Below are 23,817 nucleotides of genomic sequence, written 5' to 3'. Positions count from 1 at the left end.
AATCAATCAAGTGTATTGTAACTTTGGTTACAATACCATCAATACTAATACGGTATTTTTGCAAAAAGTGTTGTTAGAATGGAAGCATATGTAGAGGCATTTTTAAAAGCGATAACCGGAACATTAAGTTGGACATGGAAATCTATCATTTTTGATGTTCCCTGGTACCTCAATTATTTCTGGGGTCTTATTTTAATCTCTCTTCTCGTTTGGTTTCTTGAAATTACTTTTCCATGGAGAAAACAGCAGGGTGTTTTCAGAAAGGATTTTTGGTTAGATGGTTTTTATATGTTCTTCAACTTTTTTCTATTTTCCATTGCTATAAGTGGTATTTATAAATTATTGCAAGTGTTTTTTGAAGATATAGGTGTAAAGGCTAATAGTTTGGCCATAATAGATACTTCAAGCTGGCCAATGTGGGGGCAATTATTATTGTTCTTTATTGTTTTAGATTTTGTACAGTGGTTTACCCATGTATTATTACACAAATACGCTTTTCTTTGGAATTTTCACCAAGTACACCATAGTGTAAAGGAAATGGGTTTTGCCGCTCATCTTCGATATCATTGGATGGAGAATATTTTTTACAAACCTTTAAAGACATTCGGGGTAATGATACTTGGCGGATTTGAGCCAGAACAAGCATACATTGTTCATTTTGCGGCTATTGCCATTGGGCATTTTAACCATTCTAACATTAAAATAACTTGGGGACCGTTTAAGTATCTGTTCAACAACCCTGTAATGCATTTATACCATCATGCCTACGATTTGCCACCAGGTACATATGGCGTTAATTTCGGTATTAGTTTAAGCTTATGGGATTATATTTTTAAGACCAATTATATACCTGAAGATAGTGGTAATGTTAAATTAGGATATCCTGGTGATGAAGAGTTGCCAAAAGACTTTTTAAGACAATTAATGCATGGTTTTAAAACAAAGAAGAAGTAATTGGTATTACTTCTTCTTTGTTGTTGTTGAGTCTAATTATTTGACTGATATTCAGTTTGTTAGTAATTATTTTACAATAATGTTGATGGACAAACATAAGCTGTTTTAGGAACCGTTGTTTTAGAAATTGCCTCGAAACCTCCTATAACATCTGTAAAATCTTTCCAACCTCTTTGTTTTAATATAGATGCTGCTATCATACTTCTATAACCGCCAGCACAGTGCAAAACAAAAGATTTGTCTTTTGGAAATTGTGCCAAATGCTCATTAATTTCATTTAAAGGAACATTTATAGCATCAATAACATGTTCAGAATCGAACTCGCTCTTTTTTCTTACGTCTATGATTACGGGTCTGTTATTCTTGTAATCATCCTCTAATTGGGTAGCATCAATTCTTTCGGTTACTTCGAACTCTTTCCCAGAATTTTTCCAAGTATCAAAACCGCCTTCCAAGAAACCTACGGTATTGTCATAGCCAACTCTTGCCAAACGGGTAATGGCTTCTTCTTGTTTGTCCTTATAGGTAACCAATAGAATTTCTTGTTGAATATCTGGTATCATTTCACCTACCCATTGGGCAAAACTACCTTCAAGACCTATATTAATACTATTGGGAATAAAACCTTTTGCGAAATCTTCCGCATTTCTGGTATCTAAAACCAAGGCACCTGTTTCATTGGCAACAGCTTCAAAAGCTTCAGGTGAAAATGGAGTAGTGGCCCTATCCATAATTTTATCTAAAGGTTCATAACCCTTAATATTCATTAAAACATTTTTAGGGAAATAACCAGGGGGAGTAGTTAATCCTGTCAATAGCTCTTTAATAAATTCTTCTTTGGTCATATCTGATCTTAAGGCATAGTTTACTTTCTTTTGATGCCCTAATGTATCTGTAGTTTCTTTACTCATCATTTTACCGCAAGCAGAGCCCGCACCGTGATTAGGGTACACAATTAAATCATCGTTTAATGGCATAATTCGGTTTCGAAGCGAATCGAACAGGTGTCCTGCTAATTTTTCTTCTGTAAGATTTGCTACCACATGTTGGGCAAGATCAGGTCTACCGACATCACCAATAAATAAAGTATCGCCTGTAATAATACCATGTTCTTTGCCATTTTCATCAATTAACAGATAAGTAGTGCTCTCCATAGTATGTCCTGGCGTATGAATTACTTTTACTTTATAATCGCCTATTTCAAATACCTGATTGTCTTTGGCCGTTGTAGCTTCATAAGCAGGTTTTGCACCCGGACCAAATACTATTTCCGCTCCTGCTTTTTTCTGTAAGTCTAAATGGCCGCTTACAAAATCGGCATGAAAATGTGTTTCAAAAACGTATTTGATTTTTGCGCTATCTTTTTTAGCTCTATCTAAATAAGGCTGTACTTCACGTAAGGGGTCAAATACTGCTGCTACTCCGTTACTTTCTATATAATAGGCTGCATGAGCCAAACATCCGGTATAAATTTGTTCTACTTTCATGTTTTTAAAGTTTTAATTAATACTATAAAATTACGTTCCGTTTATAACCCGTACAGTGACTTTAGTCACATAAGAGAAATTTTTTAAAAGAATTCCATATAAAAAATAAAGGCGGCCATAACCAGAATAAAATACCCGAAACCTTTTTTTAGCTTTTTACCATCAATGAAATTACTGAGATAGCTACCAATGAAAATACCTACGAAAGAAAGACTAGTGAAAATGGCTAAAAATTTCCAATCTATAACCATGGTCATAGCATCGCCCAAAAAGAAACCGATTAAAGATTTAATGGCAATAATGATTAGAGAAGTACCTACGGCAATTTTCATTTCAACATTTGCCAAAATAACCAGTGCTGGGATAATTAAGAATCCGCCTCCTGCACCGATTAGTCCGGTTATGCTGCCAACTAATAATCCTTCCAATAAAATTAAAGGGTAGTTATAAGCAACCACTCCGGTATTCGCAGTACTCTTTTCTTTCTTAAGCATAGCGTATGCCGCTGGAATCATTAAAATGGCGAAGAGACCGAACATTGCCATTCTACGTGTAAATTGAAAGTGTTTAATTTGTAATAAAACATCGGGCATTGCAGGGACCACATAGTATCTTACCAGGGTAACACCAATAATAGCAGGAATACCAAAAACGATAGCTGTACGCCAATCTACATACCCTTTTAAATGCTGTTGCCAACCACCAACTATTGCACTTGCACCCACTATAAAAAGCGAATAGGCCGTAGCAGCTTTTTCGTTAATAGAAAAAAGATAGGCTAAAACGGGCACGGCAAGAATGGAGCCACCACCACCAATGAGACCTAATGATATACCTATTATTAAAGCGCTTAGGTATCCAAAAATTTGCAAAACTTCCATGTAATATATTTGATATTACAAAAGTAAATTTGCGTGGACCCCTGCGCAGTAACAATGGTTACAGAAGTCTTATAAATCTAAAATTTCTAAATAATTACGGTGAAGTTTTATTTTTCCCATTTCCTCTAATTTTTTTAAAAGTCTAGAAATTACGACTCTAGAGCTGTGTAGGTCATAGGCAATTTCTTGGTGGGTGCTGTGAATAATATTGTCTTTTGTCACTCTGGCCTTTTCCTTTAGATAACCGATTAAGCGTTCATCCATCTTTTGAAAAGCAATATTATCCAAGGTGCTCAAAAGTTCGTTTAGCCGAAGATGGTAGCTGTTAAAAACGAAATTCCTCCATGATTTGTATTTGGCGGTCCATTCTTCCATTTTTTGAATGGGCACCATAATCAATTTGGCATCGGTTTCGGCAATAGCTCTAATTTCACTTTTATTATCGCCCATACAACAGGCCATGGTCATAGAACAGGTATCTCCTTTTTCAAGATAGTATAGTAACAGTTCATCACCGTCTTCATCTTCCCGTAAAATCTTGATAGCCCCTGAAATCAGCAAAGGCATACCTCTAACAAAATCGCCTATTTCCATAAGTTTAAAACCTTCCGGAACTTCTTTAAAAGTGCCTACCTGAACAATTTCATTGATAAGTTCAGCTTCAAATATTTTTCCATATTCGGCAGTAAGATCTTGGATCATGCTAATACTAATTAATTTTCTGTGCTATTTCTTTATCAAATTTAAAAAACATATTCGCCCAAATAGATTTAGAAACTGCAGCAATCCAAGGCATTGCTAATACCAAAGCGGTAACTATCACTACAAATAATGCGACTATTGAAAGCTCCAAACCAAAAATCAAGGTCAAAACATATGCTGCAACTGCAACCGCAATACCAACACCATACGAAACATACATGGATCCTGTATAAAAACTGGGTTCAATGCTATACTTTAAATCGCACTTTGGGCAACGTTCCTTAACCTTATTAAAGTTACTTAATTTATAAGGATTGGCTTCAAAGAACTCACCTTTATGGCATCTTGGGCATTTTAAAAAAAGAATACTATATAATTTAGAACCTTGAAATAACATAGAAGAAAGCATTTTAAATCAAAATTATGGTATCACAATATTCTTTTCGGTAACATTGGTTACATAGGAATAAGTGCATTTAAAGTTCATGAAAATTATGGGTATTCATTATATATAGAACTGATATAAATCATATTTTTTGGTACTTAAGACATGTATGTTTGTTATTAAACCAGATTTATATGTGTTCGCTTGTTCAAAAATATAATGTACCGGGACCTAGATATACTAGTTACCCTACAGTTCCCTTTTGGGATATCAATACCTTCTCAGGTAAGAAATGGGAAGAAACGGTCAAGAAAAGTTTCCATGCCAGCAATTCTGAAACAGGCATTAGTCTATACATACATTTACCATTTTGTGAAAGTATGTGTACGTTCTGCGGATGTCATAAACGCATAACAAAACGGCACGATGTAGAATTACCTTATATAGCATCCGTTTTAAAAGAATGGCAGTTATACAGTGCCATGTTCGATGAAAAACCGATAATAAAAGAGTTGCATTTAGGAGGCGGAACACCAACGTTCTTTCATCCAGAGAACTTAAAATATTTGATAGACGGTATAGTAAGATTAGCAAACAAAGCAGAAGATGCCGAATTTAGTTTTGAAGGTCATCCGAATAATACCACTAAAGAGCATTTACAGGCATTTTATGATGTAGGTTTTAGAAGAGTAAGTTTTGGTGTTCAAGATTATAATGAAACCGTACAGAAGGCAATTCATAGAATACAACCCTTTATGAATGTAAAGAATGTAACAGAATGGTCTAGGGAAATAGGCTATGAGTCTGTGAGCCATGATATTATATTCGGGCTTCCACACCAGAAACTGGAGCATGTAATAAATACGATAGAAAAGACGAAGGAATTAAAACCAGATCGAATCGCCTTTTATAGTTACGCACATGTACCATGGTTGGCCGGTAATGGTCAAAGGGGCTACAATGATGCAGATTTACCCGCAGGAGAGGAGAAAAGAAAACAGTATGAAGTTGGTAAGGAACTATTATTAAAAAGTGGTTACCATGAAATAGGAATGGATCATTTTGCACTAGAGAGTGACGCACTATTTAAGGCTATGAAAAACGGGAAACTTCATAGAAATTTTATGGGCTATACAAGTTCTAATACCCACTTAATGATAGGGTTGGGAGCTTCAAGTATCAGTGATAGTTGGTACGGCTTTGCACAAAATGTAAAGAATGTAGAAGAATATCAGAACTTAGTAGAGAATAATGTTATCCCTTTGTATAGAGGTCATATTTTAACGGAAGAAGATCAAATAATTAGAAGGCATATCTTAAATTTAATGTGCCAGTTCAAAACATCATGGAGTGCGTATAAGTTACATCTACCACAGATGCAAGACATTTTGGATCGACTTAAAGAATTGGAAGATGATGGCATTGTTGAAATTATGGAGGGTAGTTTAACCATTACAGAAAAGGGGAGACCATTTGTACGTAATGTTTGTATGGCTTTTGATGTGCCCTTACAGAAGAAAAAACCGGATACTAAATTGTTTTCAATGACAGTTTAAACAATCGATACGTATGCTCCCAATTTTACTAATTGCTAAAAATTAAAATCATGAAAAAAATAATTGTACTTACAGATTTTTCAGAACAATCAGAATATGCATTAAAAGCTGCTGCTGATTTAGCTAAGAAACATGATGTAGAACTTTTTGTAGTTCATATGTTAGAGTTGAATCAAGCTATATTACCATCACCAGATGGCATCTATATAGAACAGACCGTATTTTTGGTAAAACTGGCAGAAAAAAACCTGACCGAGTTTTTACAAAAACCATATTTAGATGGTGTTAAAGTAACTCCGGTTATTAAACATTACAAAGTATATAGCGAGTTAGATGTTATAGCCAAAGAACATGATGCAGATTTAATTGTAATGGGTTCTAATGGCGCAAGCGGATTTGAAGAGTTTTTAATTGGATCAAATGCCGAGAAAGTAGTTAGAAATGCAACGGTACCTGTGTTAGTTATTAAGGGTGAGATAAAAGATTTAAGTATTGGTCGCTTTGTTTTTGCATGCGACTTTAATGATGATAATTTACCAGCATTTCAAAAAGCTCGAGAATTTGCCGATATGCTCAATGCAAAAATGGAAGTGGTATTCATTAACACACCTAATGATGCGTTCTTGAGCAATAGAGATGCCTATCAGAAAATAAATAAATTTTTATCGAAGGCGAATGCAGCTGTACAGGTGGAAATTTATAACGATTACAGCGTTGAGCAAGGTATACTAAATTATGGTAATACTATTTTGGCAGATGCTATTGCTATGCCAACCCATGGTCGTAAAGGGATATCTCACTTATTCAATGGCAGTATAGGTGAAGATGTAGTCAACCATGCTAGAATTCCTGTAATTACTTTTAAGATATAGTACTGACCTAATCTATAAACATAAGTAAACCCAAGGTGTATGCCTTGGGTTTATTTGTTTTAATAAAAGGCTTATTTAATTGCCTAAATGTTCGTTGTAAAATGACCAGGCTTGTGCCGCAACGTCTCTACCTAGTTGTAAACCGGCAACATTATCTGCTTGAATATGATAACCGCCCATAACTCTAGACATACCTGCCATGTTTGCGGCTTCTGTAAATGTTGGGAAGGTTATGGTTACAGGTTTTCCGTAGAACGTAGAATCAATTTCAGTTAAAGTTCCGGGAGTTAGTTCTACAGATTCGCCAAAATATTCATCACCTGTAAAAAGCCTTAATACTTCTGCGCATCCACCGCTTATGGTGCTATGACCAGAGGTATAGCTAGGAAATGGCGGGCATAAGAAAATATCTGGTGAGTACGGTCTCCATTCTTGCCCTTTCATTTCTACGATGCCTACTCCGGGTCCGCCCCAAGCTTTTATCGTTTGGTCTTTATAATACTCATGTACCAAGGCATAAGGCCTGGCATAATCATAGAACATTTTAGAATCCCATGATGCTATAAAAGCATCCATAGCGGTGATTTCCGTTAAGAAATACATTTTTACGTCTTGGTCTAGGGTATGGTTGTCACGACGCGAAACATCTTGTGCGAATTTCAGCCAATGTCCCGCTTGTTGTACCGATTGTGGTCCGTCACGCATAAATTCTACCAGTGCTTTATCTTCATCAGAAAGGTTGGCTTGCAAATCGACAACTTCTTTCACTTCTTCTTTTAATTGCTCTGAGCCATACATTGGTGGTGGTCCCGGTCTAAACTGATCGGCAGAAGTCATGGTTATAGGAGTTACTTTTTGCCAATATGGAGTAAGACACCCTGGGGCATATTGACCTCCTTTACCATCAGAGAAATATTTAGGTTGCCAACGGTTAATATCAGTGCTTTCATCCGCAGAATTTACGGGACTGTAATTAGTGTAATCAAAATACGGTTTTCCGTCAGAGCCATCTACTTCACCATATTGATTACTACCATCATTTTTACGAGCTTCAATTGTTGTTTTGGCTGCTAAGTTGCCAACACCTTCAGGCGTGGTTGGGTCTATTGAAGTGTTATCAGGGTCGAGCCCTAATTCTACCATAAATTCTCTGAACATTTCAGTATCTGAATAATAGTATTCTTTCATGGCGCCAAAAGCTGCGTAGCTAATGGCAATTTCCTTATTTGTAAGTGTCCGCTCTTCAAGCGGTCTTCTATCAACATCTTTCAAATACACAGGTATGGCATTTTCATCGTACCTAGACCATGCATCAAAAATGGAGGTGAAAATCAATCCTAAATAACGAGAAGTAATTGTTGGTCTAGGTTTAAATTTTTCGGTATCTGATGCAGTGGCGTCCAAAGCCATTTTACCCCATTTATAGGCAACATTATCAACACCTATTGGTTCTTCTTTTATTTCTTGGGCAATCGTCGATTCAACACTAATAAAGAATAGCGTCAAAGCTAATATTAAAATACGTTTCATGTGTTTGGTAGTTAGTTATTTTGGTGTTATAAATATAATGATGAGTTTAAAACAATTAAAATTTATGCTGTAAGAACATTCTTCATATGATCAAGTAATTGCTGCATTTGCGGTTTTCCTTTCTTTTTACCACTGCGACCAGCAAAATATAGAACAAACCACACGAGAACCAAAAGCACCAAAAGACCCACTTGTATATGATATGTTTTACCTAACGATGCGCTAGAATATGCCCAAATGCCAATAATGATAAACAATGTGGCAACTATAAAGTGTATGAACATAAAGAAAGTCCATAGGGTAGGGTTAGGACCAAAAACGCCATATAGTTTACAACTGATACCGTCTATTTCTTCAAATTCCAAATGTAGCTGAGGTGACCAAAAATGATAATGCTTTTGGTTAAATTTTATAAAGACGTGCTCGTCCAAACGCTTCACTAAAAACGGACTTTTATTTGACTTTTCAAATTTGCTTAGAATAACTTCCTTGTTTTTGGGAATATGCAATTGAAACCTAGGGCGAAGTGCAATTTCGTTCGGTATAGGTTTCATATAAATATAATTTTGGCGGTAGCCGTTAGTTATGACATTCTATAGCGCTAGTTACCAATTGTGTTATTGGGGCAGGGGATATATATGGAATACCCAGACCAAGTCCTCTAAGAATAAAAAGAGCACCAATAATGATGACAAAAACAGGTATTGCCCTTTGTACATTCTGGCGAATGCCTCCTTTCAATAGGTTACTGAAATAAATAGCGGCGGTCATCAACGGTAAAGTACCTACGCCAAATAGCACCATGTATAAACTACCTTGCAGAGCATTACCCATAGCAATGGAGCCAAAAAGTGCCATGTAAACCAATCCGCAGGGAAGAAAACCGTTTAAGAAACCTATGGTTAAAAATGTGTCGGGCGATTTCTTTTTCAGCTCTTTACCTAGTTGGTTCTTAACTTTTGATATGATTTTGTAAATAGGTTTTGACAGGTTGTATTTGTTGAAAGTTTGATACGGAATTAAAACAATCAGAATCATTATAATACCAATAGCGATAGAAAGTTTCTGTTGTATTCCAAAGATGGATAATCCCTTTCCTAGCAGTCCGAAAACAAGACCTATTATTCCGTAAGCAAGTAAGCGACCAAAATGATAGATAAATATTTGACCGAATTTCTTGTAGTTATTTGTTCTATCTACCGGAAGCATAAAAGCAATGGGTCCGCACATGCCTACGCAGTGTAAACTTCCCATAAGACCTAATATGAGGGCAGATAATAACATATGTTAAAGGGTTATACTTTCTTTATGTAAAAATTCTTTTCCTTCGTGTTCCCAGAAGATTTTTATATCCCAGCGACCATCTAACAATTGATTGTCAGGTATGAGCAATTGTGAATCGGACAAACGAATGGGCAAGTTAAAATCCAGATTCTTGTTAGATGGTCTGTAAAGGGATACGATACCTTTTATATTGGTATCATCATAACCAGCAGGGAAAATAACGAGTAAACCCTCTGGCGATTCTTTTAATTCTATTTGTGTAGTTGCGAAACTGGCGTTTCTTTCGGCATCTATTTCCTTTTGATAACCAAGTTCAGCTTTATAATATTCCTCGGTAACCAAATCGTGGTTAGCATCATGACTCGTGGTCATTTTAACCACGAAGAACATAATAAAGCTAATGAATGCGACTATAGCAATTACAATACCGGTACCCCAATTAATTTTCATGATGCTATGTTTATTATTTATAACTACGTGGTGCTAAAAAGCGAGCCGTAGTGGTCTCAATTAATTTATCATTACTATACACCCCAATTTTGAGGTTGTTCTTATCGCCACTTAAGGCAGATGCATTAATTTCTATGAACAAAGTACCTTCTGCCAGCGCTTCTGGTTGAACATCAAAATTCTCATGTCTAACCAGTTTAATTTCCCCTTTAGGAGAAATCAATTCAAAATGAACGTCTTCAACCGTCTTCGTTGTTTTGTTCAATAATTTATAGGTATAGACATTACTAATAATATTGCCATCCTTGTGTTCGTAAAGTTGACCAGGTAACCTTAAAATATTAGCTTCCAGATCATTTCTTAAGAACATCATACCAACAAGCACACCCGTTAAAATAACAAGTACAGCGGTATACCCTTTTAAACGTGGCGTAAACTTGAATTTTTCCTTCTTTGTTATTTCGTCTTCACTGGCATAGCGGATCAAGCCTTTAGGCAGATTCACTTTTTCCATGATGGTATCGCACTCATCGATACATGCTGTACAGTTAACACATTCCAACTGTGTTCCGTTTCTAATATCTATACCTGTAGGGCAAACGTTTACACATTGAAAACAGTCGATACAGTCTCCATGTCCCATTGCTTCGCGGTCCTCATTTTTACGCCATTTTTTTCTGCCGTTTTCAGCCTCACCACGTTTATGGTCATAGGCAACAACAATAGATTTATTGTCTAATAAAACCCCTTGCATACGACCGTAGGGGCAGGCAATGATACAGACCTGCTCTCTAAACCAAGCAAAAACAAAATAGAATACCGCTGTAAATATAAGCAGCGATACCATAGTGCTTACGTGCTGTAATGGTCCGTCGGTGATGTATTGTATCAACCGGTCACTGCCAATTAAATAGGCTAGAAAAACATTTGCGATTATGAATGAAATGATAAAAAAGATGAACCATTTCAATACACGTTTTCTGATCTTTTCAGCATTCCATTCTTGCCTGTCCAAACGCATTTGAGCACCGCGGTCACCATCTATCCAATATTCTATCCTACGGAAAACCATTTCCATGAAAATAGTTTGAGGACACATCCATCCGCAGAAAATACGTCCAAAAGCCACTGTAAACAATGCAATGAAAACCACCCCAATAATCATGGAGATAACAAAGAGATGAAAATCTTGCGGATAAAAAGGGAATCCGAAAATATTAAAACGTCTTTCCAGCACATTGAACATTAAGAACTGGTTGCCATTTATCTTTATAAAAGGAGATGCAATCAAGAAAACAAGAAGTACGTAGCTTACATACTTACGGTACTCGTAAAGTTTGCCACTTGGTTTTTTTGGAAATACCCAGGCACGCTTACCATCTTCTTTGATGGTACCGATGGAATCTCTAAAATTATCTTGGTCTTGTGACATTGTTATCTCTCTTTATAGTTTGAGAAGTTTTACCCTCTCACTGTATTCAGTTCATCGTCACCGCTGCAGAATCAATAACCACCTCAGTAGCATCTGTCTCAACGGGAGCTTCTTGTGCAGGAGCATTTGGGTCTACCCATATATCACCTTCAGGAGCTTTAGGATTTGCAGGCGTAGTACCTTGAAAACTCAACACATAACTAGCCACCTGTGCAATTTCTGCGGGTTTTAAGTTCTGTTTCCATGCAATCATACCTTTACCGTCACGACCACCTTCAGATATAGTATTGAAGACGTTTTTAATACCTCCGCCAAGAATCCAGTTTTGGTCGGTAAGGTTAGGACCAATACCGCCACCGCCGTCTGCCATGTGGCAAGCAACACAGTTACCTTCGAAAATGCCTTTACCGGCACTAATATCAGAAGCGTCGGTCAGCAACTCAACAGTATTGGCATCAACAAGCCCTTTAGCCGTTTTTTTGTAGGCTTCAATTTCTAATTGAGCAGCGGCAACTTCTTGTTCATATTCCAGGTCTTGGTCATAATCATTAAACACGTGAAAACGAGCTAGGTATACGACACCGAAAACGATAGAAGCATAGAACAAATACACCCACCAAGGCGGTAAATTATTGTCAAGCTCACGTATACCATCATAATTGTGGTCAAGAATAATTTCACCTTCGGCTTCTATGGGTTTACTGCCCAGCATTTTGCTGTACATTCTTTTGCCCCAGGTCCATTCCCACTTTTGCTCTTTCTGTGCCAAGTACCTTACTTTGGCTTCTTCATCTAGGGTGTTATAAAGTACATTCTCTATTGCTTGTACTATAAAAGCTATGGCAATTAATAGCAATAGGATAAGTGCCATAAAACCGAACATTAAAGTAGGATATACCAAAAAGGCAGGTTGATCTCCACTATCAATGTAAACTTCCATAAGTACTACGACCAGGAAAAAGGCCACAGTTATTCTTAACCACCAGGCTGTATTGTTTTTCATAATTCGTTGTTTAGTTGGTTATCTTCTTCTAAAGGCAATTCGCTTACTTCTTTGATGTATGATTTTGATGCGGTAATGACCCACCAGAATAACAATGTGAAAAACACAAAGAAGATCAGTAATGATATCATGGGGTAGGTTGCTACGCCATCAATAGTTTCCATGTAACCTTTTACAAATTTGAACATGATTCTTAGTTTTATTTGTTAGATAATAATTCCCCCGTTTCCTTAACTTTTATATCGGTACCTAATCGTTGTAGGTATGCAATTAAGGAAACAATTTCACGGTCTCTCATTTCAATGAATTCCTCTCCGTTTTCAGCGGCATACGTTTTATCTGCCTCATAAGATTTTGCAAAATCTGGATCACTATAAAGATTCTTTTCAATCTGTTCGGCTTGTGCATCCATTGAAGCTTCGGCATTTGCAATGTCATCATCGGTATACGGTACGCCAAGGGTAACCATCGCTTCCATTTTTGCTTGAATATCACTTCTATCATGCTCATCTCTAACTAACCAAGCATATGCAGGCATGATAGAGCCAGATGAGGTACTTTGAGGATCATACATATGGTTCAAGTGCCAGTTGTCGGAGTATTTACCGCCAACCCTCAATAAATCTGGACCGGTACGTTTACTACCCCAAAGGAATGGGTGATCGTAGACGAATTCACCAGCTTTGGCATATTCGCCATAACGCTCCACCTCACTTCTAAACGGACGAACCATTTGTGAGTGACAGCTAACGCAACCTTCACGAATGTAAAGATCCCGACCCTCTAGTTCTAAAGGAGTATATGGTTTAACACTAGTGATTGTAGGTATGTTGGATTTCACCAAAATGGTCGGCACAATCTGTATGATACCACCGATAAGGATAGCGATAGTAGCCAAAATGGTCAATTGTATTGGCTTACGCTCTAACCACGTATGAAAAGTTTCACCCGCAGTTCTTCTTTTAGATACACGAGTAAGTTCTGCAGCTTCAGCCAGCTCATCTTCAATAGTGCTACCAGAACGTACGGTACGTACTACGTTATATATCATAACACAAGCACCAAGTATGTAAAGGCTACCACCAATGGCACGCATCCAGTACATAGGCATTATCTCGTTTACGGTTTCTAGGAAGTTACCATAGACCAAAGTACCATCTGGATTAAAATCTTTCCACATTAAGGCTTGTGTAAAGCCAGCAACATACATAGGCAATGCGTATAGGATTATACCTAAGGTTCCTATCCAGAAGTGGAAGTTTGCTAATGGTGTAGAGAACAATTTGTTTTTGGTCATTTTTGGCACCAACCAGTAGATCATACCAAAGGTTAAGAATCCGTTCCATGCTAAAGCGCCTACGTGCACGTGAGCAATGATCCAATCACTAAAGTGTGCAATAGCATTTACGTTTTTAAGTGAAAGCATAGGACCTTCAAAAGTTGCCATACCGTAACCGGTAATAGCGACAACCATAAATTTTAAAACAGGATCGGTACGTACTTTATCCCATGCACCTCTTAAGGTTAATAGACCGTTGATCATACCACCCCAAGACGGAGCTAAAAGCATGATGGAGAATGCAACCCCTAAATTCTGTGCCCAATCAGGCAATGCAGAATATAGAAGGTGGTGAGGACCTGCCCAGATGTATATGAAAATTAATGACCAGAAGTGAACAATTGACAGTCTATAAGAGTAAACAGGTCTGTTTGCCGCTTTAGGAACAAAGTAATACATAAGCCCTAGGAAAGGAGTAGTCAAGAAAAATGCAACCGCATTATGACCATACCACCATTGAACCAAGGCATCTTGTACACCTGCATAGACAGAATAACTTTTTAAACCTGTAACAGGTAATTCCAAACTATTGAAAATATGAAGTACCGCAACAGTTACAAATGTTGCTAAATAAAACCAGATGGCTACGTAAAGGTGACGTTGTCTTCTTTTGATCATGGTACCGATCAGGTTAACGCCAAAAGCGACCCAAACTAAAGCAATGGCAATATCTATAGGCCATTCTAGTTCAGCATATTCTTTAGAGCTGGTATAGCCTAAAGGAAGCGTTATAGCTGCTGCAACAATGATTAATTGCCAACCCCAGAAGTTGAATTTACTTAGAAAGTCACTATACATACGTGCTTTCAACAAACGTTGCGTAGAGTAGTAGACTCCAGCATAAATTGCGTTACCCACAAATGCAAAAATTACCGCATTGGTATGCAAAGGGCGTAAACGACCAAAGCTTAACCATGATATACCATCGGTTAAGTTGGGAAACATGAACATAAAGGCTAACAATAAGCCTACGGACATACCCACAATGCCCCAGAACATGGTTGCATAAAGGAAATTTTTCACGATTTTGTTATCGTAATAAAACTGCTGTACTTCCATAATTATACTTGTTTATTTAGTTGGATTTTATTTTTATTAAATGAAGAACAGAGAGAAAAGAATTTAGAGAATAGACTCTTATTTATTTGCATATGTTCCACCCGTTCAATTATTTAATTCACTCTTCACTCTTCACTCTTCACTCTTCACTCTTCACTCTTCACTCTTCACTCTTCACTCTTCACTCTTCACTCTTCACTCTTCACTCTTCACTCTTCACTCTTCACTCTTCACTCTTCACTCTTCACTCTTCACTCTTCACTCTTCACTCTTCACTCTTCACTCTTCACTCTTCACTGTATTTCCTGTTTCCTTCACAGGTTTCACCAATTCATCTTCAAAAAGCATTCGTACAGATGGGGTGTAAGCATCATCATATTGTCCTTGCCTGACCGATATGATAAAAGCGGCAAAAAAGATAATTGCCACAACTAGGCTAATCGCTAACAAAACATATATAACACTCATACCTACCTGAATTATTCGGTAAATTTAGGTGGGTTGTACACCTTAGAAAATGACATTTGTCATACTTTAAAACTTTTCCTAAAAATTGTAGGATGACTGTTGTGGTTTGTTTCGTTATGTTGAATTTAACTAATTGATTATCAGTAGTTAAAATTGATATTTTGAAGGATTTAAATTCGTTTGGAAATGTTTTAAATACTGTTGTAAATCGAGAAAATAGGTTGTAGTAATTCGGTATTATAAAACACAGTTAGCTGCTATACAGAAATTTTGGTAACTATACTTTTACTAAGAAAGTTTTCTACCAATAAGGTTGGTCATAATTGTGGTGAAAATGACAATGCTGATAGAGCTTAAAGGCATTAAAATAGCTGCGATAACAGGTTCTAACTGTCCGGTAATAGCGAAATATAACCCGATACAATTATAGAGTAGAGAAAGCATAAAACTCATTTTAATGATACGCATTGCTTTTTTAGACGCCAGTATATAAGAATATAACTGCTGAAATTTTGAGGCATCTAAAATGGCATCGCAAGCAGGGGAGAAGACATTGATATTTTCAGAAATAGCAATACCTACATTACTTTGGGCAAGAGCACCAGCATCATTTAATCCGTCACCTACCATCAACACCTTTTTGCCCTGGTCTTGCAGCGATTTTATAAATTCTAGTTTGTGCTCCGGTTTTTGATTAAAGTAAAGTGGAGTCAGTTTGGGCAACAAAGCTTCCAATCGTGATTTTTCTCCCTCATTATCACCGGATAAAATAGCAAGATGAAGAGAATCGGACATGTTTTTAAAAACAGTAGACAATCCGTCTCTATATTGATTTTTAAAGATATACCTGCCTTTGTATGCATTGTTGGAACTTATGTACATAGACGTATCCTGTAAATTATTGGTCATAGTTTTTCCAACAAAATTAGCGGAACCAATCTTCATATTAATGTCGCCTTTAGAACTTTCCAAACCTTTGCCAACATGTTCTTCATACTCATCTAAGGTGATGATATTCTGTTCTTTAAGCAGGTCATATAAAGATCTGCTTAAAGGGTGGTTAGAAGCCCTAATGGTATTCTTTAAAATAGATTCTTCTTCAGCGGTTAATGGCATGCCTTCATAGTGTGCCGTACTTTTTTGTGTGGTAGTAATCGTACCCGTTTTATCAAAAATGGCAGTATCAATTTTCGCTAGCTGTTCTATGGTTTGGGTGTTCTTAATGTAAAACTTCTTCTTACCAAAAATGCGCAGCATATTACCTAAAGTAAATGGAGAAGCCAAAGCAATAGCACAAGGGCAGGCAATAATTAAAACTGCGGTAAATACATTCATTGCTTTTGATGGGTCGTAGAACAACCAAAAAGCAGTTGAAATAAAAGCGATGGAAAGTACTGCAATGGTAAAGCGTTTTCCAATACTATCCGTAAGGTTTTGAAATGCGGTTGCTTTATCTGTTTTAAATACGGCATTGCCCCACAATTGGGTCAAATAACTCTGTGAGACCGATTTTAAGGCGACTATTTCTATAACACCGTTCAGTTGTTTGCCACCTGCAAAAACTTGCTCTCCAATTTCTTTGGCTACAGGTTCTGATTCACCCGATACAAAACTGTAATCAATTTGCGCATTGCCATACACCAAAGTACCGTCAACGGGAATCATCTCTTCGTTTCTAATTAAAATCCGGTCTCCCTTTTCAATTTCCTGTACAGGTACGGTTTCTTCTTTTCCGCTAGTGGTCAATCTTGTTATGGCAATGGGGAAGTACGACTTGTAATCGCGCTCAAAAGATAAAAAGCTATAGGTTCTTTGTTGAAAGAATTTACCCAGTAAAAGAAAAAATACGAGTCCGGTGAGGGAGTCAAAAAATCCACTACCTAAATCGAAGGCGATATCAAACGTACTTCTAAGAAAAAGTACAAGAATACCTAGTGCAATGGGTACATCTATATTAAGTAGTTTGGCACGTAGTCCTTTATAAGCGGAAACAAAATAATCCCACCCGGCATAGAACACAACAGGTAGAGCGAAGAAGAACATCATCCATCTAAATAAATCTTGATATTTGTTCAGCCAATATTCTCCGCCAGAGGCAGCATTAGAGTTCAAATCAAAATACTCGGGAAAAGAAAGAAACATCACATTACCAAAGGCAAAGCCTGCAACCCCAAGTTTATAAATGAGACTTCTGTCGGAAACCTTTTTCTTGCCCTCAAAATCTTCTAAAGATATATAAGGTTCATACCCAATTTTAGTTAGTAAAAGCACCAGGTTTTTTAAACTGAAATTATCTTGCTTGTATGTGACCCTAATCGTTTTCTTTGGGAAGTCTACTTGAGAATTGGTAACATGTTTGTTTAGTTTATTCAAATTCTCTAAAATCCAAATACATGAGCTACAGTGAATAGTAGGTATATAAAGGTTTATAATTTGAATATTACCATCATTAAATTCTGTTAGTTTGGAAATGATCTCTTCATTATCAAGAAAATCATACTTTCCTTCAATTTCTTTTGGCGTGGTACCAGCGGCATCCTGCAATTCATAATAAAGAGAAAGGTCATTGGTAGAGAATATTTCATACACGGTTTTACAACCTGCACAACAAAAAGACTTTTCGTCAAACGTTATGAGTTGCCTTTCACAAGGATCTCCGCAATGAAAACATGTATCAGCCTTTGTCATTATTAATAATTAGAACTACAAAGGTGAAAATGAAACACTTTCTAAAACATGATAATTGTCAGTTCTTAGCATAATTTGCTTGTTTAGATTTGCTATATCAAATAGTATAGCCATGGAAAGTAGATGTGAGAATTGTATCATAAGACAGTTTAATTCGCTTCGTGCATTAAGCAAAGAAGAGTTACAAAAAGTCTCTAGTTCTAAAGTTTCTAGAAAGGTTAAAAAGGGAGATGCTTTGTTTGTCGAAGGGCAGAAATTAGACGGTGTTTTTTGTGTAAGAAATGGAGTTTCTAAACTTTCTAAGTTAAGTAGCAATGGCAAAGAACAAATTGTAAAACTGACCAATAGGGGAGAAATAATGGGGCAGCGTTCTGTCATAGCAGAAGACTGTACTAACCTAAGTGCTACGGCAATTAATGATATGGAGGTTTGCTTTATTCCCAAAGAAATAATAACGAATACTTTGAATACAAATCCGTATTTCTCGCTTGAAGTTTTAAGGCATATGGCTCACGATTTAAAAGAGGCAGATGACGTCATTGTGAACATGTCTCAGAAAACGGTAAAGCAACGTTTGGCAGAAGCCTTCATTTACTTGAAAAAGAATTATGGAGAAGACGAAGACGGATTTCTTTCCCTAACGCTAAGTAGGGATGATTACGCAAATATTGTGGGCGCAGCCACCGAGTCTCTAATACGAATGATTTCTGATTTCAAGAAAAAAGGGTATATAAAAACCGAAGGAAAGAAGGTAGGCATATTGATGGAATTTACATTGCAAGAACTTGCTGACGGCTTTTAATTAATTATTGATTCTGATAAATGTCATAGTTTCAAAGATGTTGCGCACTTACATTTATCATCAAATGGTTTAATACATTCATGAAAAACATCTTGATACCTACAGATTTTTCTAGTGCTGCTTGGAATGCAACAGAGTTTGCTCTGCATCTTTTTGCAGAGGTTGAATGTAAATTTTACTTCTTAAATGCTTACACACCAGAAATTTATAGTAATCGTTTAATGGCAGGTGGTCCTATAGGAAAGACAAAACAATGCACTGCGCAAAAAACATCTGAAAAAGGACTTCATAATCTTGTTGCCAGAATCAAAAAAAGCTACAAAAATGAACTTCATCAATATAAAAAGATTTCAACGTTCTCATTGCTGATAGAAGAAGTAAAAGAACTGATTTTAAAGCATAAAATCGATTTTATAATAATGGGGGCTACAGGTAGTGCTGAAGACGATGCGCTATTCATGGGTAGAAATGCGGTCAGACTTTTAAATACTATTGATAATTGTGCAGTATTGACTATTCCTAAAAATTATAAATTTAGAAACCTTACTAGTGTGGCCTTTATCTCAGACGCCAATTATCTGTATAATGGAAATGAGTTGTATCCGTTGATCAACTTATGTAGCGTTTTTAAAAGTACTGTTCACATTATAAATATCAATGAGGTACCGGGGTATATGACCACCTTACAAAAACTGAATTTAGAAACAATCGATCATAAGTTAGAAAACGTACCACATCATTTTTACGATGTAACGATAGAAACATCTTTAGCCATGGCTTTAGGTACATTTATTGATCAAACTAATTGTCAGTTGCTTGTAGTGTCTAATAATACAAATGGTTTCATGAAAAATCTACGAGTAAATTTTATTGTAGAGCGTTCCGTATTTAATACTGAAGTACCCATCTTATCATTGCAGGCAAAACAAAATCACATAGCTATTTCTCGTTAGAATGGAAGAATTCATAAACTATAGAATAAGTGTTTTGTGGTTAAGTATATACTCGCCCAAATTGTAAGAACTTAAATATAATAACGGCAACATAGGTCAATTATAAATATCTTTAACCCAAATAACAGACCAAATAAACCTTAATTCAACAATAGTGAGCGCCGTAAACGAGAAAAAAGTAGCAGCATTAGAAGCAGTAAAATATATTAAATCTGGAATGACAGTGGGCTTGGGAACAGGTTCTACGGCATTTTTTATGATTGAGGCCATTGGTGAAATGGTGAAAAATGGGTTACAGATTAAAGCAGTTGCAACTTCAAATGAAACAGAGAAGCTGGCAACTAAGTTGGGTATTAACGTGATAACCTTAGCAGAAGCTAAAAGATTGGATGTAACTATTGATGGTGCAGATGAGGTAGATCGGGATTTTCAATTGATCAAAGGCGGTGGCGGGGCATTATTACGTGAGAAAATTGTAGCGCATAATTCCGACTTAAACGTCATAATTGCCGACTCATCTAAAAGTGTTGCGAAACTTGGTAAATTTAAATTGCCAATAGAAACAATACCTTTTGCTACGCAATTGATTTTAAAAGAGTTAGATGGTGTGGGGTTGAGTCCGGTTCAGCGAATGAAGGGTGATGACGATTACAAAACCGATGAGAATAATGATATTATAGATATTGATATTTGGAACAGTGATATAAAACTCACCGATTTAGAAAAACAATTAAAAAGTATTCCCGGTGTAGTGGAAACAGGGTTATTTTTGACCAGTACCAATGTAGTTATCATTGGTAAAGGCGAAGAAGCAAGTGTAAAGAAAAGATGATCCTTGGTCGTTAACTTTTAAGAGTATGGAAAACGAAATCCATTATGGAACAAGAAGTAACTGGCTACGGGCAGCTGTTCTTGGTGCCAATGATGGTATTTTGTCTACCGCCAGTTTAATTATCGGTGTTGCTGCGGCAAGCACGACAAGAGAGCCGATTATTTTAGCTGGCGTGGCAGGTTTGGTAGCAGGAGCTTTATCAATGGCGGCAGGGGAATATGTATCCGTGAGTTCACAAGAAGATTTGGAAAAGGCGGACTTGGCTCGTGAAAGTGTAGAATTAAAAGAAATGCCAGAAGAAGAACTTCAAGAGCTGGCACAGATATATGAGAAAAGAGGGTTAGAACCTGAATTGGCTTTACAGGTAGCTGAACAGTTAACTGCTCACAATGCTTTAGAAGCCCATGCAAGAGATGAATTGGGAATTAATGATGTATCCAAGACAAATCCTTTACAAGCAGCACTGTCTTCTGGAGCATCATTTATTTTTGGAGGAATTCTACCGGTGTTAGTTTCGTATTTTGCTCCGTTAGAAAATATGGAGTACGTTCAATATGCCTTTGCCGTTATATTTTTGGCCGTATTAGGGGCTATTGCCGCAAAAGCAGGAGGTTCAAATATATATAAAGCCATGTTGCGTATTAGCTTTTGGGGTACGGTAGCAATGGCAATTACCGCGTTGATAGGTCATTGGTTTGGGGTTAGTGTAGCTTGATGAACCACCTATTCTAGGTACAGAAAAGGACGAAAGTGTTATATATGACATCTAATTTATTATAGTCACCTACTTTATACACTTCTAATTTAGATATTGCAGTTTAACAGTTGGTTTAAAGAAATCAACAATATATTTCATAACTGTCTTACTTCTAGGTGGTAATAGGCTTTTGTCTATTGGTTTTTACCGTATATAATTTCCGAAAACCCTTTCGAGAGGGCTATTATGCTATTCCATAAGCGATCAGGGGTTTACTACTTGAATACTATAGAATTATGTTGGTCAAATAATTTTAATTAAAGCCCTATATAAAGTATCTTTGAGGATATTTAAGTAGTTTTAAAATAAACACGAACCTGAAAAATAATCTAATAATATAATGAACAAGGAACTAGATCAATTAGCAGCCGATAATATAAGGGCATTAGCTGTAGCGATGGTAGAAAAGGCAAACTCTGGACACCCAGGTGGGCCAATGGGGGGCGCAGACTACATGCACATTTTATATTCTGAATTTTTCAACTACGATCCTTCTGATATGAAGTGGCCGTTTCGTGATCGTTTTTTCATGGATGCAGGGCACTTATCTACATTAATGTACGCCCAATATTACCTATTGGGTAATTACTCTAAAGACGATGTATCTAATTTTAGACAATGGGGATCGGTAACTCCTGGTCACCCGGAAGTAGATGTTGCTAGAGGAATTGAAAATACATCCGGTCCTTTAGGTCAAGGTCATACTATGGGTGTTGGTGCTGCAGTAGCGGCTAATTTCTTGAAGGCACGTTTTGGAGATTGGATGAACCATAAGATATATGGTTTTATTTCTGATGGTGGTGTACAAGAAGAAATCTCTCAGGGTGCAGGTAGAATTGCAGGTCACTTAGGCTTAAGCAACTTTATCATGTTCTATGATTCTAACGATGTTCAATTATCATCTAAAACAGATGAGGTAACTTCAGAAGATACTGCCAAGAAATATGAAGCATGGGGATGGAAGGTAGTAACTATTGACGGTCATGATCATGATCAAATAAGAAAAGCACTTACAGATGCCAATGTAGAAACAGAAAAGCCAACTTTAATAATCGGTGAAACGATTATGGGTAAAGGTTGTGTAACTGCAGATGGTACTCCGTATGAAGGGTATACAGAACTACACGGTAAGCCAATTGGCGATACAGGTGCAGATTATGAAAAGACCTTATTAAACTTAGGTGCAGACGTAGATAACCCTTTTGATATTTATTCAAAAGTAGAGGAGTACTACGAAGGCATTATCAATAAGAAGAAAGACGAAGCACAAGCTAAGAAAAGAGAGATAGATGCATGGCGTTCAGAAAATGCTGAGCTATCTGCAAAATTAGATGGTTTCTTAGAAGGTAAATTACCAGAATTAGACTTCAGTTCTGTAGCACAGAAAGAAGGTCAGGCAACACGTGCAGCATCCTCTAACGTTTTAGCGTATTTAGCGCAAAATGTAGAGAATATGATCGTATCGTCTGCAGATTTATCCAACAGTGATAAAACAGACGGTTTCTTAAAGAAAACCAGTGTTTTAAAGAAAGGTGATTTCTCTGGAGCATTCTTACAGGCTGGGGTTGCAGAATTGACCATGGCGACTATGGCAAACGGTATTGCGCTTCACGGCGGGGTAATGGCAGTAGTAGCAACATTCTTTGTATTCTCTGATTATATGAAGCCAGCAATTCGTTTAAGCTGTATTCAAGAATTACCGGTGAAGTTTGTTTGGACACATGATGCCTTTAGAGTAGGTGAGGACGGACCAACACACCAACCAATTGAGCAAGAAGCACAAATACGTTTGTTAGAGAAATTAAAGAACCATAGCCACGAGCAAAGTTTCGTAGCATTGCGTCCTGCGGATTCTCAAGAAACCAACGTAGCTTGGAAAATGGCAATGGAAAACCAAAAAACTCCTACCGGACTTATTTTATCTCGTCAAGGGATAAAAGATCTTCCAGTAAAGAGCGGTAACCGTTATGAGGAGGCATTAGGAGCAGAAAAAGGAGGTTATTTGGTACAAGAAGTAGCAGATCCAGATGTAATCTTAATCGCAAATGGTTCTGAAGTAGCAACATTGGTAGCTGCAACAAAATTGTTGGAAGAAAAAGAAGGTTTGAAAATTAACATTGCTTCTATTCCTTCGGAAGGTTTGTTCAGACAACAGTCAGAAGCTTACCAAGAAGCAGTGATTCCGCCAAACAAACCAGTATTCGGACTTACGGCAGGTTTACCTGTAAACTTGGAAGGATTAGCAGGACCAAACGGAAAAGTATTCGGTTTAGAGCATTTCGGTTATTCTGCACCGGCAACTGTACTTGATGAAAAATTCGGATTTACCGGAGAACAAGTATACCAACAAGTAGTAGATTTTTTAAAGTAAAAAAACTTTAGG

The 23,817-nt window shown here is 36.9% G+C and carries 22 protein-coding genes; 8 read left to right on the top strand and 14 right to left on the bottom strand.

Going from position 1 to position 23,817, the window contains the following annotated elements; translation table 11 throughout:
• The first annotated feature begins 78 nt into the window (after positions 1-78).
• Positions 79-954 carry a sterol desaturase family protein gene (locus P177_RS13020; RefSeq protein WP_036155408.1) on the top strand — a complete coding sequence of 292 codons (876 nt, stop codon included), beginning with the start codon at positions 79-81 and terminating at the stop codon, positions 952-954.
• A gap of 71 nt (positions 955-1,025) precedes the next feature.
• On the opposite strand, the gene P177_RS13015 is transcribed toward P177_RS13020, so the two are convergent.
• From P177_RS13015 to P177_RS13000, 4 genes are all read right to left on the bottom strand, one after another.
• A complete protein-coding gene (locus P177_RS13015; protein ID WP_036155406.1) occupies positions 1,026-2,441 on the bottom strand; it encodes an MBL fold metallo-hydrolase in 1,416 nt (471 codons plus the stop codon).
• 83 nt (positions 2,442-2,524) lie between these two features.
• Positions 2,525-3,322: a sulfite exporter TauE/SafE family protein gene (locus P177_RS13010; RefSeq protein ID WP_036155404.1), complete on the bottom strand. Its 798-nt coding sequence runs from the start codon at positions 3,320-3,322 to the stop codon at positions 2,525-2,527.
• Between the two features lie 69 nt (positions 3,323-3,391).
• Positions 3,392-4,024, bottom strand: coding sequence for a Crp/Fnr family transcriptional regulator (locus P177_RS13005; RefSeq protein ID WP_036155402.1), 633 nt, complete (start codon positions 4,022-4,024; stop codon positions 3,392-3,394).
• Between the two features lie 7 nt (positions 4,025-4,031).
• Positions 4,032-4,421, bottom strand: coding sequence for a DUF983 domain-containing protein (locus tag P177_RS13000; RefSeq protein ID WP_036158386.1), 390 nt, complete (start codon positions 4,419-4,421; stop codon positions 4,032-4,034).
• 182 nt (positions 4,422-4,603) lie between these two features.
• On the opposite strand from P177_RS13000, the gene hemN reads away from it, so the two are divergent.
• Both hemN and P177_RS12990 read left to right on the top strand, forming a co-directional pair.
• Entirely contained in the window at positions 4,604-5,965 is a 1,362-nt protein-coding gene (gene hemN, locus P177_RS12995; protein WP_036155401.1) for an oxygen-independent coproporphyrinogen III oxidase, read from the top strand.
• Positions 5,966-6,015: 50 nt separating this feature from the next.
• Entirely contained in the window at positions 6,016-6,837 is an 822-nt protein-coding gene (locus tag P177_RS12990) for a universal stress protein (RefSeq protein ID WP_036155399.1), read from the top strand.
• Between the two features lie 75 nt (positions 6,838-6,912).
• Here the strand turns inward: P177_RS12990 and P177_RS12985 are convergent, their stop codons facing one another.
• The 10 genes from P177_RS12985 to P177_RS12940 all read right to left on the bottom strand — a co-directional run bounded on the left by P177_RS12985 (position 6,913) and on the right by P177_RS12940 (position 18,090).
• Complete coding sequence (locus P177_RS12985; RefSeq protein WP_036155398.1) at positions 6,913-8,367, bottom strand: vanadium-dependent haloperoxidase; 1,455 nt, start codon at positions 8,365-8,367, stop codon at positions 6,913-6,915.
• Positions 8,368-8,429: 62 nt separating this feature from the next.
• Entirely contained in the window at positions 8,430-8,921 is a 492-nt protein-coding gene (locus tag P177_RS12980; protein ID WP_036155395.1) for a hypothetical protein, read from the bottom strand.
• A gap of 25 nt (positions 8,922-8,946) precedes the next feature.
• The gene (locus P177_RS12975; RefSeq protein ID WP_036155393.1) at positions 8,947-9,651 is read right to left on the bottom strand and encodes a sulfite exporter TauE/SafE family protein; all 705 of its coding nucleotides are present in this window, start codon (positions 9,649-9,651) and stop codon (positions 8,947-8,949) included.
• Between the two features lie 3 nt (positions 9,652-9,654).
• Positions 9,655-10,101 carry a FixH family protein gene (locus P177_RS12970; protein ID WP_036155391.1) on the bottom strand — a complete coding sequence of 149 codons (447 nt, stop codon included), beginning with the start codon at positions 10,099-10,101 and terminating at the stop codon, positions 9,655-9,657.
• Between the two features lie 13 nt (positions 10,102-10,114).
• Positions 10,115-11,533 (bottom strand): cytochrome c oxidase accessory protein CcoG, encoded by a 1,419-nt coding sequence (gene ccoG, locus P177_RS12965; protein WP_036155389.1) that lies wholly within the window; start codon positions 11,531-11,533, stop codon positions 10,115-10,117.
• 46 nt (positions 11,534-11,579) lie between these two features.
• Positions 11,580-12,536, bottom strand: a complete 957-nt coding sequence (locus P177_RS12960; RefSeq protein WP_036155387.1) for a cbb3-type cytochrome c oxidase N-terminal domain-containing protein — start codon at positions 12,534-12,536, stop codon at positions 11,580-11,582.
• Positions 12,533-12,724, bottom strand: coding sequence for a cytochrome c oxidase subunit IV (locus P177_RS12955; protein WP_027067528.1), 192 nt, complete (start codon positions 12,722-12,724; stop codon positions 12,533-12,535). Before P177_RS12955 ends, P177_RS12960 begins: the two co-directional genes overlap by 4 nt.
• Positions 12,725-12,735: 11 nt before the next feature.
• Complete coding sequence (ccoN, locus tag P177_RS12950; protein ID WP_036155385.1) at positions 12,736-14,934, bottom strand: cytochrome-c oxidase, cbb3-type subunit I; 2,199 nt, start codon at positions 14,932-14,934, stop codon at positions 12,736-12,738.
• A 279-nt stretch (positions 14,935-15,213) separates the two neighbouring features.
• Positions 15,214-15,402, bottom strand: coding sequence for a cbb3-type cytochrome oxidase assembly protein CcoS (gene ccoS / locus P177_RS12945; RefSeq protein WP_036155383.1), 189 nt, complete (start codon positions 15,400-15,402; stop codon positions 15,214-15,216).
• Positions 15,403-15,690: 288 nt separating this feature from the next.
• A complete protein-coding gene (locus P177_RS12940) occupies positions 15,691-18,090 on the bottom strand; it encodes a heavy metal translocating P-type ATPase (RefSeq protein WP_036155381.1) in 2,400 nt (799 codons plus the stop codon).
• A 112-nt stretch (positions 18,091-18,202) separates the two neighbouring features.
• Between P177_RS12940 and P177_RS12935 the strand changes: the two genes are divergently transcribed.
• The 5 genes from P177_RS12935 to P177_RS12915 all read left to right on the top strand — a co-directional run bounded on the left by P177_RS12935 (position 18,203) and on the right by P177_RS12915 (position 23,805).
• Positions 18,203-18,892 carry a Crp/Fnr family transcriptional regulator gene (locus P177_RS12935; RefSeq protein WP_036155379.1) on the top strand — a complete coding sequence of 230 codons (690 nt, stop codon included), beginning with the start codon at positions 18,203-18,205 and terminating at the stop codon, positions 18,890-18,892.
• 80 nt (positions 18,893-18,972) lie between these two features.
• Entirely contained in the window at positions 18,973-19,845 is an 873-nt protein-coding gene (locus P177_RS12930; protein WP_036155377.1) for a universal stress protein, read from the top strand.
• Between the two features lie 154 nt (positions 19,846-19,999).
• On the top strand, positions 20,000-20,677 hold the full coding sequence (gene rpiA / locus P177_RS12925; RefSeq protein ID WP_036155375.1) for a ribose-5-phosphate isomerase RpiA: 678 nt from the start codon (positions 20,000-20,002) through the stop codon (positions 20,675-20,677).
• 25 nt (positions 20,678-20,702) lie between these two features.
• Positions 20,703-21,392 (top strand): VIT1/CCC1 transporter family protein, encoded by a 690-nt coding sequence (locus P177_RS12920; RefSeq protein WP_036155374.1) that lies wholly within the window; start codon positions 20,703-20,705, stop codon positions 21,390-21,392.
• Positions 21,393-21,774: 382 nt separating this feature from the next.
• On the top strand, positions 21,775-23,805 hold the full coding sequence (locus tag P177_RS12915) for a transketolase family protein (RefSeq protein ID WP_036155372.1): 2,031 nt from the start codon (positions 21,775-21,777) through the stop codon (positions 23,803-23,805).
• Positions 23,806-23,817 lie beyond the last annotated feature (12 nt).

Origin of the sequence: Maribacter forsetii DSM 18668, from assembly GCF_000744105.1 — a bacterium.
GTDB lineage: Bacteria > Bacteroidota > Bacteroidia > Flavobacteriales > Flavobacteriaceae > Maribacter > Maribacter forsetii.
Note: the sequence above shows the minus strand (reverse complement) of the source record. Positions and strands in the feature narration are given on the sequence as shown.